Annotated in this window: 13 protein-coding genes and 1 tRNA gene; 6 read left to right on the top strand and 8 right to left on the bottom strand. The window is 58.9% G+C overall.

Annotated elements, in window-relative coordinates; translation table 11 throughout:
- The first annotated feature begins 10 nt into the window (after positions 1-10).
- Complete coding sequence (locus tag RFER_RS03180; RefSeq protein ID WP_041791364.1) at positions 11-1,261, top strand: hypothetical protein; 1,251 nt, start codon at positions 11-13, stop codon at positions 1,259-1,261.
- A 17-nt stretch (positions 1,262-1,278) separates the two neighbouring features.
- On the opposite strand, the gene RFER_RS03175 is transcribed toward RFER_RS03180, so the two are convergent.
- A complete protein-coding gene (locus RFER_RS03175) occupies positions 1,279-1,701 on the bottom strand; it encodes a CBS domain-containing protein (protein WP_011462961.1) in 423 nt (140 codons plus the stop codon).
- Positions 1,702-1,976: 275 nt separating this feature from the next.
- Between RFER_RS03175 and RFER_RS03170 the strand changes: the two genes are divergently transcribed.
- Complete coding sequence (locus RFER_RS03170) at positions 1,977-2,492, top strand: anti-sigma factor (protein WP_011462960.1); 516 nt, start codon at positions 1,977-1,979, stop codon at positions 2,490-2,492.
- A 45-nt stretch (positions 2,493-2,537) separates the two neighbouring features.
- Positions 2,538-3,215: a hypothetical protein gene (locus tag RFER_RS03165; protein WP_011462959.1), complete on the top strand. Its 678-nt coding sequence runs from the start codon at positions 2,538-2,540 to the stop codon at positions 3,213-3,215.
- Between the two features lie 39 nt (positions 3,216-3,254).
- Here RFER_RS03165 and RFER_RS03160 read toward each other — a convergent pair.
- From RFER_RS03160 to RFER_RS03130, 7 genes are all read right to left on the bottom strand, one after another.
- Positions 3,255-3,328: transfer RNA gene (locus tag RFER_RS03160), tRNA-Gly, on the bottom strand.
- 231 nt (positions 3,329-3,559) lie between these two features.
- Positions 3,560-3,859: a flagellar protein FliT gene (locus tag RFER_RS03155; RefSeq protein WP_011462958.1), complete on the bottom strand. Its 300-nt coding sequence runs from the start codon at positions 3,857-3,859 to the stop codon at positions 3,560-3,562.
- 13 nt (positions 3,860-3,872) lie between these two features.
- Positions 3,873-4,295: a flagellar export chaperone FliS gene (fliS, locus tag RFER_RS03150; protein ID WP_041791357.1), complete on the bottom strand. Its 423-nt coding sequence runs from the start codon at positions 4,293-4,295 to the stop codon at positions 3,873-3,875.
- Between the two features lie 85 nt (positions 4,296-4,380).
- Entirely contained in the window at positions 4,381-5,868 is a 1,488-nt protein-coding gene (fliD, locus tag RFER_RS03145) for a flagellar filament capping protein FliD (RefSeq protein ID WP_011462956.1), read from the bottom strand.
- Positions 5,869-6,039: 171 nt separating this feature from the next.
- Positions 6,040-7,455, bottom strand: coding sequence for a flagellin (locus RFER_RS03140; RefSeq protein WP_011462955.1), 1,416 nt, complete (start codon positions 7,453-7,455; stop codon positions 6,040-6,042).
- Between the two features lie 227 nt (positions 7,456-7,682).
- Positions 7,683-9,101 (bottom strand): flagellin, encoded by a 1,419-nt coding sequence (locus RFER_RS03135; protein ID WP_011462954.1) that lies wholly within the window; start codon positions 9,099-9,101, stop codon positions 7,683-7,685.
- A 549-nt stretch (positions 9,102-9,650) separates the two neighbouring features.
- Positions 9,651-10,046 (bottom strand): universal stress protein, encoded by a 396-nt coding sequence (locus RFER_RS03130; protein ID WP_011462953.1) that lies wholly within the window; start codon positions 10,044-10,046, stop codon positions 9,651-9,653.
- Positions 10,047-10,231: 185 nt separating this feature from the next.
- Between RFER_RS03130 and queA the strand changes: the two genes are divergently transcribed.
- From queA to tgt, 3 genes are read left to right on the top strand one after another with little or no spacing between them, the layout of a single operon-like run.
- Entirely contained in the window at positions 10,232-11,314 is a 1,083-nt protein-coding gene (gene queA / locus RFER_RS03125) for a tRNA preQ1(34) S-adenosylmethionine ribosyltransferase-isomerase QueA (RefSeq protein ID WP_011462952.1), read from the top strand.
- 32 nt (positions 11,315-11,346) lie between these two features.
- On the top strand, positions 11,347-12,609 hold the full coding sequence (locus RFER_RS03120) for an HD-GYP domain-containing protein (protein ID WP_011462951.1): 1,263 nt from the start codon (positions 11,347-11,349) through the stop codon (positions 12,607-12,609).
- Positions 12,610-12,643: 34 nt separating this feature from the next.
- Entirely contained in the window at positions 12,644-13,861 is a 1,218-nt protein-coding gene (gene tgt / locus RFER_RS03115) for a tRNA guanosine(34) transglycosylase Tgt (protein ID WP_011462950.1), read from the top strand.
- Positions 13,862-13,865: the final 4 nt, after the last annotated feature.

Below are 13,865 nucleotides of genomic sequence, written 5' to 3'. Positions count from 1 at the left end.
TTGCGTCACCATGCCCAAGTCTCCTGGCGCTGCCGCGTCCCTCGCCCCAGCGTCATCCGTCTCGCTCTACGACACGCGCCCGTTTTTTGAAAAAGCGCTGGTGTTCGGTGTGCAAAACGGCATCATCGACCAACAAAAGCTCGATGCCATTGGCAACGATGCCCCCAAAGGCATGGTGCAAATTGCGCGCTATTTTGGCACTGAGTTTTTGCGCCCGGAGCTTGAAAAAGCCAAAGATCGAATCATCAATCTGGTCAGCCTCTATCTGGAAAACGACAGCGGCGGCGACTTGCGACTGGCCGCCGAATCGCTGCGCGATCATTCATTTTTGTCGCGCTCCAAGGGCGGCTCCGACCTGCTCAAGGCCTTGCTGGCCATGCCCCAGAACAGCCACTTTGGAATGAATGAGCGTGCCGGCTTCAGCGATGACAAGATTCCGCTGCTGGCCAAATGGTCGCTGGCCAGCCTGAGCGACTACCAGGCCGAGCTGGCCAAACGCAGCCAGGTGGCCCAGACAATGGACGCGGCCATCTGGTTGGCGGACGCACTGGGCATGGAGGCCGACGAACTGGAAGACGCCAGCCCGGATGCCGAGGCCGTGATCCGTACCGCGCTGCTGACGTTGGCCTGCCGACGCCGCACGATGCCCGATTGGGTCGGGTTTGAAAAGATGGTGCTGGCGCTACGCAAAAAGTATGGGGAGGCTGCTGACGTGTGCAGCCTGTTCCCAATCGCCATGCCGGCCAAGCTGCCGATCCATTTCAAGACCGTGCTACAAAAGGTACAGCAGTCGGTGGCAGCTGATTTGCCGAAAGTTCTGGACGCCAAGGTTCCCGTCAGAAAGCTGTTTAACCAAACGCCGGCCTTCGTGGGTCGGTACTTTTGGGTCGAAGACGGCTTGAGCGAGGTCGATGACTATGACCGCTCGGCGTCGCTGGCCTGGCACAAGGTCACCGGTGGGCACAGCGACGACAGCTCATTGCTGACCCTGTTCTTGTGCGTGGCCACTGAGACCGCCCCGAAAACCCTGCTGACTGAAAAAAACGCCATCGCCTTGGTTCGCAAGATCCGAAAAACCGGCCTCAAACCGGGCTTGGCCAGCCAGTACATGGCGCTGCATGCCCCGGCGCAGCACCAGAGCGACTATGCCCGCTTGTGGAATGACTTCTTGCTGGATGCACAGCCCACGCTGCAAAGCGACCGGGACTATGGACTGCAGGACGCCTTGACCCTGTTGCGCCGTGAGTGCAATGTGAAATAAATTCTGGCCCGAGGCGGCTAGCGGAGGTGTTCGCGCCGCCGCGCTTCGAAGACGTATTCTTCCAGGTCCGGGTCCATCGCATTGCGCGACGAGATGATGCCGACCGGGCGGCCATTCTCCACCACAGGTACATGACGGAAACCGTTTTCCTGCATGATCAGCAGTGCGTGTCCATAGGTCTTGCCCGGCTCCAGCGTTTTGGGGTCAACTGTCATGACCTCGGTGAGTTGCGTGGTGTTGGCATCGCGTCCTTTCGCAATCACGCGAAAAACCGCATCGCGTTCCGTAAAAATCCCAAGCAGGTGCTCGTCGGCAACCACCAGGACGGCGCCAACATTGCGGTCGGCCATCAACCTGGCGGCGTCGCTGACAGTGGTTTCTGGCGGAGCAGTCAGAAACTTCTTCTGCTCCATGATGCTTTTAATAGGTTGATCAAACATGACGGTCTCCAACATTGCATGCTAGCGGCCTTTTGAACTGCTCTTTTGACCCAGATCAAAACTCGCTTGAGAAGCCCGGGGCTAATGCGACCAAATTGCTGCCAAATGTTTCACCATACTGTCGTCGCCATTGAATCGGCGGCAATTTGCCGCTCCGATTCGACGCCCTCCCACAGCGAGCAAGACCGCCGCGGACGTCGCTATTTTTTGCGTTAGGATAAACAGATTGACAGCCTCAAACCACAGCTTTTTGTTTCACCCCACCAAGGACATTCATGCTTGACTCCACGCAAGCCCAAGCGCCGCGCGGCCATGGCGCATGGTGGCGTGCGGCCACCATTGCTTGCCTGCTGGTCATCGCCATCGCCATCGCCACGGGTGTGAGCATGTTTGAGCAGTTCAAGGCGCAGATTCATCATCTGCAAACCCAACTGCAAAGCACAGCGCAAATCAGATTCGTCGCGGTGCTGCTGGACGACAGCCAGGCCCCCGCCATGTTGATCACGCTGGCCCCCAAAGAGGCGGCGCTGCAAATTCAGCGCCTCAATGACGTGACCGAAGGTCGCGCCGACAGCATGCAACTGTGGGCGCTAGCTGCCAACGGCCAGCCGCGCTCACTGGGAATTTTGACCAGCACGGGCAAAACCTTGCGACTACCGGTCAACGACAAAGCGTTGGTTGACGTGTCCCAGCTCGCCATCAGTGTAGAAAACAAGGACGAGACAACGCAGCGCAGCCAGCCCAGCCTGCCTTATCTATTCAAGGGCGCGGTCGTGCAAAAAGCTTTGTAGACCAACACGAATTCCTATCACCATCCCACTCTCAGAGGTTCCCCCATGTCACTTTCCAGCGCAACACTGTCAGCCATTCAACAGGCTGGCTCCGCCGCCTACGCGGCCGATACCGAGCTCAAAAATGCAGTCAAAGACTATGCGGCGCGTGTGAACGCCGCGATGAGCGCCAACCCCTATGGCCTGGGCAATGACGCGCTGTTTGAAAACTGGAAGGTGGTGGCCCGACTCTCGCAGACGATGAGCGGGATCGAAGAGGAACTCAAGAAGGTCTACCGGGTCGCCTCAGAATTGATCGCCGACGACCAGCCCAGCGTGCGGGAACTACCCGCTCTTGCTGCGCCAAAAAGGCCTGTAGCCGGACAGGCCTTGGGCAGTCAACAGGACCTGACGACGACCGATGTGGTGGTCAAGCGAAAGAAGAAAACAGCAACACCCAAAACCCGAAAGCTCAAGACCCAAGCGACCTCGCGCCCGGCCAAGCCCACTGGCACGGCAACGAGTCCGGTGGAACTCAGCGGGAACGCCGCCAAACTGCTGCAGCACTTGAAGACGCTGCTGGACGCCAACAAATTTACCGTGATCAATCAGACCGTTGTTGGGCAGGCAACCGGCATTCCCCTGGGGTCCATGACAGCGGCCATCAAGAAGCTGACCGCCAGCGGCGCCATCATGACCGGGCCAGCCGGGAGCTTCAAGCTGGCAGACTTCCACGGCGCGTAGCCAAGGGGAGAGACCGGTTTAGTCTGGGGATTTATCGACTGGAGCGGGTGAAGGGAATCGAACCCTCGTATGAAGCTTGGGAAGCTGCCGTTCTACCATTGAACTACACCCGCGTTGTAAGCCATTGACTTTAAATGACTTTTCTTCTGGCTGAACCTGCTTCGGCAGGTCAGTGAAGTGGCGGATTTTACTCCTAAATCTTCGGCCATTTCCCAAGCCACGGGTGGCTGCCAAACCTTTTGGCGGCTCAGCACTGCAGCGGTCAACCCATCAAAATCTTAGACACAAAATAGGCCTCTGGCCCCCGTCAACACTGCATTAGTTACTACTAATTGAATAGCAATTCAATGCAAAAACTGGCGTTGCCCATCCAGATTTTGTTCGCAATGCGTGAGCCACGGCTCGGCCAAGTAGCGGATCTGGGCATCGTTATGGAGGATGCGCTGCATGATGCGGGTTTTCTCAGTGCGCTGCGCTGGCAACAACTCTTCGCTGTGCGCCCGTGCACGTAATTGTTCGATCAGCACCGCACAGGCACCCTCAAAGCGCATCACCTGGTCCCAGTCCTCGGCTTTGGCTGCGTTGAGCATTTTGAGGCTGCTGTCTTCGATGGCTTTGTAGTAGTCAATCAGCATGAGGGGCATTTCTGTACTCCCGTTAGTGAGACGACGACAGCGCAGAAGAAGCCTGCCCACCAATCTGCTTCCAGCCATCGGCCAGCGGCTCGATCACGCGGAGCACGTCTGCCAAAGCGGCATCGTCGTTGCGCAGATTGGCCTCCGTGAGCCGAATCGCACAGTAGCCATACAAACCATTGAGGTTGGCGGCGATGTCCCCGCCCTGCGCCAGGTTCAAGGCCGGCTTGAGCGCCTCGTCAATGATGCGCACCGCCTTGTTAATTTTTTCACCCTTCGCGGCAATATCACCGCGCTTCAAAGCGGCGCGGGCAGCACCCACATTCTTGAGCAAGCCATCCAGCAGCATCGCGACCAATTGGTGCGGGCTGGCCTGGCTAACCGCCGTCTCCACGCTGACCCGTTGATAGGCAGACGCTGAGCGAGAACTGACTGAAGTAAACATGCTGCGTTCCATTTTGTTTGTTACTTTATTTATCGGCATGTCAGCGGGTAACTCAAGCTAATTTGTACAGTGAAAAGAGCTGTGTTCAGGCGGTTGACTTGTTCCAGGTTGCCACCTGCTGGGTCACATAAGCATTGAGCGCGTTCAGTTGCGCCATCTGGGCATCCAGCGCGCTGTACTGCTTGCGCAAACGGGTTTCGAACAGGGCGGCGCGGTCATTCACCTTGGTTTGTTCTTTGGTGTTGTTGTCAAGATTTTTTTGTAGCGCCTCCGCCTTATTCTTGACTGAGCCACCGCTTGACGCAACACCACGCCCCAGATCCCTGAATTTCAAGGCAAAACCGTTGGTCAACGGGTCTTTGTTGTCATTGGTAAAAAGCTGTTGCAAGGTGGTGCCGTTATTGGCGGCCGCGCTCAACTTGGCGGTATTGATGACAAGTGAGCCGTCCAGCTGCCGCTCCAGCCCCACATCTGACAAGCGCTGGGAACTAGCGCCCAAGCTGGCAGAACCGAGCATATTGCGCAATATATTTTGCAGCCCCACCACCGAGGAATCGCCCTGGAACAGCCCGGCCGTCTTGGTAGCAGCGTCGTATTTCGTTAAATCAGTCAGCGACTTATTCAACTTGTTGTAAGCGGTCACAAAGTCCGACACATTTTTGACCGCCGGCGTCACGTCTTCGCTGATCGCCATGGTCAGCGGTGACTTGACCTCACCCGGGAGGCCATAGCCGGTGGTCGTTGTCGCCACCAATTTGATAGTGACACCCGGAATGTTGTCAGTCAGCGTGTTGGTGGCCGAGGTGACGGCCAGACCGTTGATGCGGGCCTTCGCGTCTTGGGCATATTGCACCGGAATACCCGCTGTAGCCATGCCAGAAGCGAGGCCGGTCAATGGATCAACAGTCGCGGGATCAAAGGACAAGCGCGACAAACCCGCGTTGTCGTTGTTGGTCGTATCGGCGTCGGCCACCGTCATTCTGAAACCCGCCGCCGCACCGGTAGTTTTGGATTGCAACAGCAAGCGCTCATTGGTGCCGTCATTGAAAACAGTCGCCACAACGCCAGCGTTGGCGCCATTGATCTTGGACGCGATGTCCGAAATGGTGTCGGTCGCCAGAACAGTCACATTGACACTGGCAGCCGCGCCTGGTGTAAACGCCGCGCCGCCCGCAGTCCACGTGCCCAGTTGCAGCGTCAGCGTGCCCGCCCCTGGCATGGTGCCGGGCGCCACGGCGGCTGATGAACCCGACTGCGATCGCGCCAGCTGATCCACATCCAGACTGAAAGAGGTGGCATTGGCGGTACCTGTCGCCGTGATGGTGGCGGCGCTGGTGTTGGACGATGACGCGTTGCGCGCACCCCATGTACTGGCCACCGAAATGCGGCTGGCCACGTCGGTCAGTGCGGCAAATTGCGACTGAATCTCGCCAAAGGCAGATATCTGGTTTTGCGTGTTGGTCGCTTTGAGCGCCAGCGTTTTGAGCGGCGTCTTCTCCAGCGCTACCAGCTGAGAAACAATGCTGTTGACGTCCAGCCCGCTGCCAATGCCGGTTGATGAAATGGTTGCCATGCTAGCCTCCTGTTCAAGCCTTAACGCACAATTATCCTAGGTCCGCCATGGCACTAAACCCTGAAAAGCGGGTGGATTTCAAATGCCAAAAAGCGGCGACGGACTTAGGTCCATCGCCGCCTCGAAAAATGCCAAACCCTCAAGTGCTTGGCAATGTTTCGCTACCTGCTGTTAGCGCAACAGCGCCAGCACACCTTGCGGCAACTGGTTGGCCTGCGCCACCATGGCGGTACCAGCCTGTTGCAGCACTTGCGCACGCGACAGATTGGCGGTTTCTGCGGCAAAGTCGGCATCCTGAATCCGGCTACGAGAGGCGGACAAGTTTTCTGACGTTGTTTGCAGGCTGGTCACCACCGAGGTGAAACGGTTTTGATAGGCACCGAGCGAAGCGCGCGAAGCACTGACGGTTGATAGGGCGCCGTCAATCGTACCCAACGCTGCGGTGGCGGCAGCTGCAGTCAGCACGTTCATCGAAGAAATCTTCGTCGCTGTGGCAAGGGTTGTGCCTGCAGTAAAACCGGCACTGGCGGGTGCTGTACCGGCAATGGTGATACCGGCACTGCTGGTTGAATCAAGTGTGACAGTGCCCACGGTGGTCGCGCTGGCTGTTAAGCCAGAGTCTGCAGCAACCCAGCCAGCGCCTAGTGCAATATCGCGGCCATCGGCTGCTGTCAGGGTCACTTTGCCATCAGCAGCCGCACTTGCTGTTACACCAGATTGGCTGGAAACCAGGTTAATGGCTGCAGCAACATTGGCACCTTGAGCGGGGGCGGCGCCGCCAGCTGCAATGGAGCCGACTTGAATACCATTGACGGTCAGAGTCGCTCCAGTGGTTATCGCAGTGAATGCTGTTTGCACGGCGCCTGTGACAGCCGTTGCTTGGGCGGTCGCGGTTACACCGGACTGGCCGGAAACCGCATTGATGGCGGCGGCAATCGAATAAGCACTACTCGCACTTTGACCGGGGATGCTGGTGGCAGCCGATGCGCCGACCGACGTACCGTTCAAAGTCAATGCCCCCGCGGTCAGCGCTGCCGTCGTGACGCCACCGGCTTTTGTCGTCGTATAGCCGCCAAGTACCGAGGTACGTGCGCTGCCAATCGAGGCGACGGTGATGCTGTCATTGGCCGTGTTGTTGGCGCCGACCTGGAATTTTTGGGCCGTGAACGAGCCATCCAGCAGTTTGGTGCCGTTGAAGGAAGAGTTTTGTGAGACCCGGTCAATTTCTGCGGACAGTGCCTGCACTTCACCATCCAGCGCGGCACGATCGGATGACGAGTTGGTGGCATTGGCCGACTGCACCGCCAGCTCACGCATGCGCTGCAGATTGTTGCCGATTTGGGCCAAGTCCCCTTCCGCCGTTTGCGCCAGCGAGATGCCGTCGTTGGCATTGCGTGCCGCCTGGTTGCTGCCTCGGATTTGGGTGGTCATCCGTTCACTGATGGCCAGGCCGGCAGCATCGTCTTTGGCACTGTTGATGCGCAAACCCGATGACAGACGCTGCATGGAGGTGGCCAACGAGGCCTGGCTCATACCCAGGTTACGTTGCGCCGTCAACGAATTGATGTTTGTGTTGATAACTGACATTTGAAGCTCCTAAAGCTGAATTAATCCGGCATTGCTGCCAATCCCAACGCCAACCCGAAAGTTGACCGCCATGACCGGAACACCTCTGTGGCGCTTGCCGGACGACGAGCCCTACATGGAACCCGTTGTTATGTGTTTCGGACGAATCAGGCGAAAACTTAAATTAATCTCATAAAAAAGGGTGCCAAAAGATTGGCACCCTTCAAGTGAAGAAACCCAAAAGTGTGTTATTTCAACAGTGACAGCACACCCTGCGGCAACTGGTTAGCTTGCGCCACCATGGCGGTGCCAGCCTGCTGCAAGATCTGCGCACGCGACAGGTTGGCGGTTTCTGCGGCAAAGTCGGCGTCCTGAATCCGGCTGCGAGAGGCGGACAAGTTTTCTGACGTTGTTTGCAGGCTGGTCACCACCGAGGTGAAACGGTTTTGATAGGCACCAAGCGCAGCGCGCGAAGCACTGACCGTCTCCAGAGCGCCGTCAATCGTACCCAACGCTGCGGTGGCGGCAGCTGCAGTCAGCACGTTCATCGAAGAAATCTTCGTCGCTGTGGCAAGGGTTGTGCCTGCAGTAAAACCGGCACTGGCGGGTGCTGTACCGGCAATGGTGATACCGGCACTGCTGGTTGAATCAAGTGTGACAGTGCCCACGGTGGTCGCGCTGGCTGTTAAGCCAGAGTCTGCAGCAACCCAGCCAGCGCCTAGTGCAATATCGCGGCCATCGGCTGCTGTCAGGGTCACTTTGCCATCAGCAGCCGCACTTGCTGTTACACCAGATTGGCTGGAAACCAGGTTAATGGCTGCAGCAACATTGGCACCTTGAGCGGGGGCGGCGCCGCCAGCTGCAATGGAGCCGACTTGAATACCATTGACGGTCAGAGTCGCTCCAGTGGTTATCGCAGTGAATGCTGTTTGCACGGCGCCTGTGACAGCCGTTGCTTGGGCGGTCGCGGTTACACCGGACTGGCCGGAAACCGCATTGATGGCGGCGGCAATCGAATAAGCACTACTCGCACTTTGACCGGGGATGCTGGTGGCAGCCGATGCGCCGACCGACGTACCGTTCAAAGTCAATGCCCCCGCGGTCAGCGCTGCCGTCGTGACGCCACCGGCTTTTGTCGTCGTATAGCCGCCAAGTACCGAGGTACGTGCGCTGGCAATCGCGGCGATGGTGATGCTGTCATTGGCCGTGTTGTTGGCGCCGACCTGGAATTTTTGGGCCGTGAACGAGCCATCCAGCAGTTTGGTGCCGTTGAAGGAAGAGTTTTGTGCAGCCCGGTCAATTTCTGCGGACAGTGCCTGCACTTCACCATCCAGCGCGGCACGATCGGATGACGAGTTGGTGGCATTGGCCGACTGCACCGCCAGCTCACGCATGCGCTGCAGGTTGTTGCCGATTTGGGCCAAGTCCCCTTCCGCCGTTTGCGCCAGCGAGATGCCGTCGTTGGCATTGCGTGCCGCCTGGTTGCTGCCGCGGATTTGGGTGGTCATCCGTTCACTGATGGCCAGGCCGGCAGCATCGTCTTTGGCACTGTTGATGCGCAAACCCGATGACAGACGCTGCATAGCAGTAGCCAGTGAGGCCTGACTCATGCCCAGATTGCGCTGGGCGGTTAATGAACTGATGTTTGTGTTGATTACTGAAGGCATTTTGAAGCTCCTTTAAAGCTGAATTAATCCGGCATTGCTGCCAATCCCAACGCCAATCCTGTGGATTGACCGCTATGACCGGTGCGCCCTTTCGAACACTTGCCGGACGTTGAGCCCTGTTTGCACTGAAGCTCGCTGAATCACTTTGAGATGAAACGGTAGTGAGAATATGAAAATTTCAGCCCGGCTAAAGCGCGATAAACGGCGGGGTTTACGGCTATTTCTGCAGGCAAGCGAGATAAATTGGGCTGTAGGCGTTTGGCTGGCGCAGGCGCTTCCTCAGCCAATGGGCTACGCCAGTTGCTATTGTTAGCATAGCTACCTATACAGCAAATACGGGGGCTAGAGGCCTATTTTGTATAAATACCGCGCCGACTTTTACGCCAGATAATTCTAGAAGAGCACGGAAAGAGGCCAGGCTCGAATGACACGCGAATCACCCGAGCGGGCGCAACAGGAAGACAGTTGAGGCCGAAAGTGCGCTGAACGGCAGATTCGGCCGGTAAGTTGCCGATAGAGCATATGCTTGGCAAGCAATGCTCAGTAGTGTCACCCAGCCGACTTGACCGCCAATACCGGACAGGAAACGGAAAGAAGAAGCTCCTGGGCCACGCTGCCCATGATGAGTTTGCCCACCGGGGAACGTTTTCTCATGCCAATGACGAGCAGGGAGGCCGGCAAGGACTCGATCAGGGCTTCAATTTCCTCGACGGCATTTTTGCCGCGCACAAACTGTTTGACTTCTGCGTCCAGGCCGGTGTTTTCCAATAACTGCTGGACGCGCTCGAAGTCCTGGACATCGGCAAACGACGCATCTTCCTTCTTGCCGCCGGGGCTGGCGTTGACCACCACCAGCTTTTCATTGCGACGTTGCGCAATCTCGATCCCTTTGTCCAGGGCGGCCTGACCTTCGGGGCGTGGCACATAAGCTACAAGTATTGTCATGAATTTTCTCCAGTTGTTTTTAGACACTCTATTAGACGCGATCAGGCGGCAAACGGGAACCCCGCCAACGCAGCCACCCTGTCATGTCGATGACAAAGTTGGAAAGCACAGGGCATCAACTTCGGCCTGCGACAATCGGGCTCTTTATGCACCCGGTACGGGGCCAGTCCACCCTCTCCAGCACTATGCCGCTCACTTTAGCCGATGCCGCCCGCGCATTCACCCTCAGCGACTTTGACTTTCACCTCCCGCCCGAGCTGATCGCCCAGCACCCGGCGCCCGAGCGCAGCGGCTCACGGCTGCTTGACAGCACCAGCGCCACCCCGCAAGACCGCGTATTTCGCGATCTCCCATCCTTGTTGCAGCCGGGCGATTTGCTGGTTTTCAACGACACACGTGTCATCAACGCCCGCCTGTTTGGCGAAAAGTCCACCGGCGGCAAGCTCGAACTCCTGGTTGAGCGCGTGCTGGGCGGCAACCAGGTGGCGGCGCACCTGCGCGTGAGCAAAAAGCCGGAAGTGGGCGCCTCGGTGGCGCTGACCGGCGCCCCCGGCACGCATGAGAATTTGCGCGCCACGCTCTTAGGGCGCTGGCCCGATGCCCAGGGTGCGCTGTTTCGCTTTGTCCTCACCAACGACGCGGGCGACGACCCGTTCACGCTGATGGCGCGCCATGGCCATGTGCCACTGCCGCCCTACATCACGCACTCCGATTCGGCTGAAGACGCTGCGCGTTACCAGACCGTGTTCGCCAAAAACCCCGGCGCCGTGGCCGCGCCGACTGCCGCCCTGCATTTTGATGACGCCCTGCTCGCCGCCCTCGACGCCCGGGGCGTGCAGCGTGCTTTTGTAACCCTGCATGTGGGCGCAGGCACTTTTCAGCCCGTGAAAACCGAAAACCTGGCCGAGCACCAGATGCACAGCGAGTGGTACGACGTGCCCACCGCCACGCAGCAAGCGATTGCCGACTGCCGCGCGCGGGGTGGCCGCCTCATCGCCGTGGGCACCACCACCGTGCGCACGCTGGAATCGTGGGCCAAGACCGGCCAGACCACAGGCGACACCCAAATCTTCATCACGCCGGGCTTCGAGTTTCAATTGGTGGACCTGCTGGTGACCAACTTTCACCTGCCAAAATCGAGCCTGATGATGCTGGTGAGCGCGTTTGCGGGTTATGAGCCTGTGATGGCTTTGTACCAGCACGCGATGGCAGCACAGTACCGGTTTTTCAGTTATGGCGACGCCATGCTGCTGGCACGCCAACGCTGAGGCACACGCGGACACCAGGAAAGCCGACGAGGATGAACACTTTTCAAAAGCGCACCGCCATTCGCATCGCCGCGGTCAGTATTTTGCTGGCGTCTTTGGCCAGCCCGATTGCCTGGTACGTGGCGCGCGAGAGTGCCGAGGAAAGCATTGTGGCGTTGGCCGTTGAGGAGTCAGGGCGTCTGCTGCACCAATTTGACGCCATCGACTTGAGCGGCCCGCAGGCCACCCAACACGCAACCTTGGCAGCGAACGCCATTTCGGGCGGCATGTTTGACATTGTCGAGATTTATGACGCGCAAGGACGCAAGCTGGCTGAATCGGTCACGCCGGAGGGCCACGCGGTGGAGTCGTCACTGCCGCACCATGGCACGCCCGATTACACGACGGCTTTTTACAACGGCCACAAGCCTGCGTCGGGGGTCTGGGCCTTGCGCGTGTTTGTGCCACTGCGTGACTCCGCCACCGACATGAGCCGCCCCATCACGGGCTATTTCGAGGGCGTGCGCGTCATGCCGACCTGGCAGCAGGACCAGATCTTCAATAACTCGCTGAGCGCCGCGTTGATGGTCGGCCTGGCTTCTTTGCTGTGTGGCGGCGCGCTTTACCCGGTGGTGGTGCACTTGTCAGCGGATAACGAGCGAAAAGCGCAGGAGGTGCTGGACTCGCATATTTCCATGATGGAAGCGCTTGGGCGCGCCATCGCCAAGCGCGACTCCGACACCGGCGCCCACAACTACCGCGTGGCCTGGATTGCCGCCAGCATTGCCGAACAGATGGGTCTGGCGGGCAGCGACATGCAGGCACTGATTGCGGGCAGCTTTTTGCACGATGTGGGCAAAATTGGCATTCCGGACGCCATTTTGCTCAAGCCCGGCAAGCTCGATGACGACGAGATGCGCGTCATGCGCACCCACGTCGCGCAAGGGGAGGAGATCGTGAACGGCATGGGCTGGCTTGAAGGTGCCAATGCCGTGGTCGCCGCGCACCACGAAAAATGGAATGGCTCGGGCTACCCGCGCCAGCTCAGCGGCGAGGACATACCCCTGGCGGCGCGAATTTTTGCGGTGGCCGACGTGTTTGACGCGCTCTGTTCGAAGCGCCCATACAAGGAGCCGATGGGCTTTGACGCCGCCATGGTCATTCTTGAGAAGGACACCGCCAGCCATTTCGATCCGTCGGTGATGGCCGTGTTTCGCCCGATGGCGCGAGCGACCTTTGACCGCTTGGCCGGCATCAGCGAGAACGCCACCCGGCAACTGCTGGAAGACCGCGTGCGCCACCATTTTGAAATGTGAAGCGGGGGCGCAAGCATGAAAGACAATAGCGCCCATGCTCCAATTTGACCTGCTCCAAACCGACCCCTCCAGCCATGCCCGCCGTGGCCGCCTGACCCTGAACCATGGCGTGGTGCAAACGCCCATTTTCATGCCGGTGGGCACCTACGGCACGGTGAAAGGTGTCACACCGCGCAGCCTGGAAGACATGGACGCGCAAATCATCCTGGGCAACACCTTTCACCTGTGGATGCGCCCGGGGCTGGATGTGATGGCGCAGTTTGGCGGCCTGCATCAGTTTGAAAAATGGAACAAACCGATCCTGACCGACTCCGGCGGCTTTCAGGTCTGGAGCCTGGGGGCCATGCGCAAAATCACCGAGGACGGCGTGCACTTCTCCAGCCCGGTCAATGGCGACAAGCTGTTCATGTCGCCCGAGGTCAGCATCCAGATTCAAACCACGCTCAACTCCGACATTGCGATGCAGTTGGACGAATGCACGCCTTACTTGTCGGTCGAGCCCAAAACCAAAGGCCAGATCACCACCGAGGACGAGGCCAGAGCCTCGATGGAAATGAGCCTGCGCTGGGCCCAACGCAGCCGGGCTGAATTTGCCCGGCTGGAGAACCCCAACGCCCTGTTCGGCATTGTGCAAGGCGGCATGTTTGAGGGTTTGCGGCAAGAGTCGCTGGAGCAGCTGGTGGCCATGGACTTTCCCGGCTACGCGGTCGGCGGGGTCAGTGTCGGCGAGCCCAAAGATGAGATGCTGCGCATCATGGCGCACACACCGCACCGTTTGCCGGCGCACAAACCGCGCTACCTGATGGGTGTCGGCACGCCCGAGGATCTGATCGAGGGCGTGGCCCAAGGCGTGGACATGTTTGACTGCGTCATGCCGACCCGCAACGCGCGCAACGGCACATTTTTTACCCGCTATGGCGATTTGAAAATCCGCAATGCCCGCCACAAAATGGACCAGCGCCCGCTGGATGAAACCTGCACCTGTTACGCCTGCGCGGGCAGCGCCACGCACGCGAACACGCCAGACACGGGTGCAGGCCGCTCCTGGGCCCAAGGCGGGCGGGGTGGATTTAGCCGCGCCTACCTGCACCACCTGGACCGCTGCGGCGAGATGCTGGGGCCCATGCTGTCGAGCATCCACAACCTGCACTACTACCTGAACCTGATGACGGAGGTGCGCGCTGCGCTGGACGCCGGCACCTTTGGCGCGTTCCGCCAGCAGTTCAAGGCCAATCGGGCGCGCGGGGTGTGAATTT

The organism is Rhodoferax ferrireducens T118, from assembly GCF_000013605.1.
In the GTDB taxonomy this organism is placed as follows: domain Bacteria; phylum Pseudomonadota; class Gammaproteobacteria; order Burkholderiales; family Burkholderiaceae_C; genus Rhodoferax; species Rhodoferax ferrireducens.
Note: the sequence above shows the minus strand (reverse complement) of the source record. Positions and strands in the feature narration are given on the sequence as shown.

What these genes read in the sequence shown, in the direction of transcription:
- RFER_RS03180 (WP_041791364.1), top strand. Translation starts at nt 11, where the DNA reads ATGCCCAAGTCTCCTGGCGCTGCCGCGTCCCTCGCCCCAGCGTCATCC.
- RFER_RS03165 (WP_011462959.1), top strand. Translation starts at nt 2,538, where the DNA reads ATGTCACTTTCCAGCGCAACACTGTCAGCCATTCAACAGGCTGGCTCC.
- tgt (WP_011462950.1), top strand. Translation starts at nt 12,644, where the DNA reads ATGCTCCAATTTGACCTGCTCCAAACCGACCCCTCCAGCCATGCCCGC.
- RFER_RS03170 (WP_011462960.1), top strand. Translation starts at nt 1,977, where the DNA reads ATGCTTGACTCCACGCAAGCCCAAGCGCCGCGCGGCCATGGCGCATGG.
- RFER_RS03130 (WP_011462953.1), bottom strand. Translation starts at nt 10,046, where the DNA reads ATGACAATACTTGTAGCTTATGTGCCACGCCCCGAAGGTCAGGCCGCC.
- queA (WP_011462952.1), top strand. Translation starts at nt 10,232, where the DNA reads ATGCCGCTCACTTTAGCCGATGCCGCCCGCGCATTCACCCTCAGCGAC.
- fliD (WP_011462956.1), bottom strand. Translation starts at nt 5,868, where the DNA reads ATGGCAACCATTTCATCAACCGGCATTGGCAGCGGGCTGGACGTCAAC.
- RFER_RS03175 (WP_011462961.1), bottom strand. Translation starts at nt 1,701, where the DNA reads ATGTTTGATCAACCTATTAAAAGCATCATGGAGCAGAAGAAGTTTCTG.
- RFER_RS03155 (WP_011462958.1), bottom strand. Translation starts at nt 3,859, where the DNA reads ATGCCCCTCATGCTGATTGACTACTACAAAGCCATCGAAGACAGCAGC.
- RFER_RS03120 (WP_011462951.1), top strand. Translation starts at nt 11,347, where the DNA reads ATGAACACTTTTCAAAAGCGCACCGCCATTCGCATCGCCGCGGTCAGT.
- RFER_RS03135 (WP_011462954.1), bottom strand. Translation starts at nt 9,101, where the DNA reads ATGCCTTCAGTAATCAACACAAACATCAGTTCATTAACCGCCCAGCGC.
- fliS (WP_041791357.1), bottom strand. Translation starts at nt 4,295, where the DNA reads ATGTTTACTTCAGTCAGTTCTCGCTCAGCGTCTGCCTATCAACGGGTC.
- RFER_RS03140 (WP_011462955.1), bottom strand. Translation starts at nt 7,455, where the DNA reads ATGTCAGTTATCAACACAAACATCAATTCGTTGACGGCGCAACGTAAC.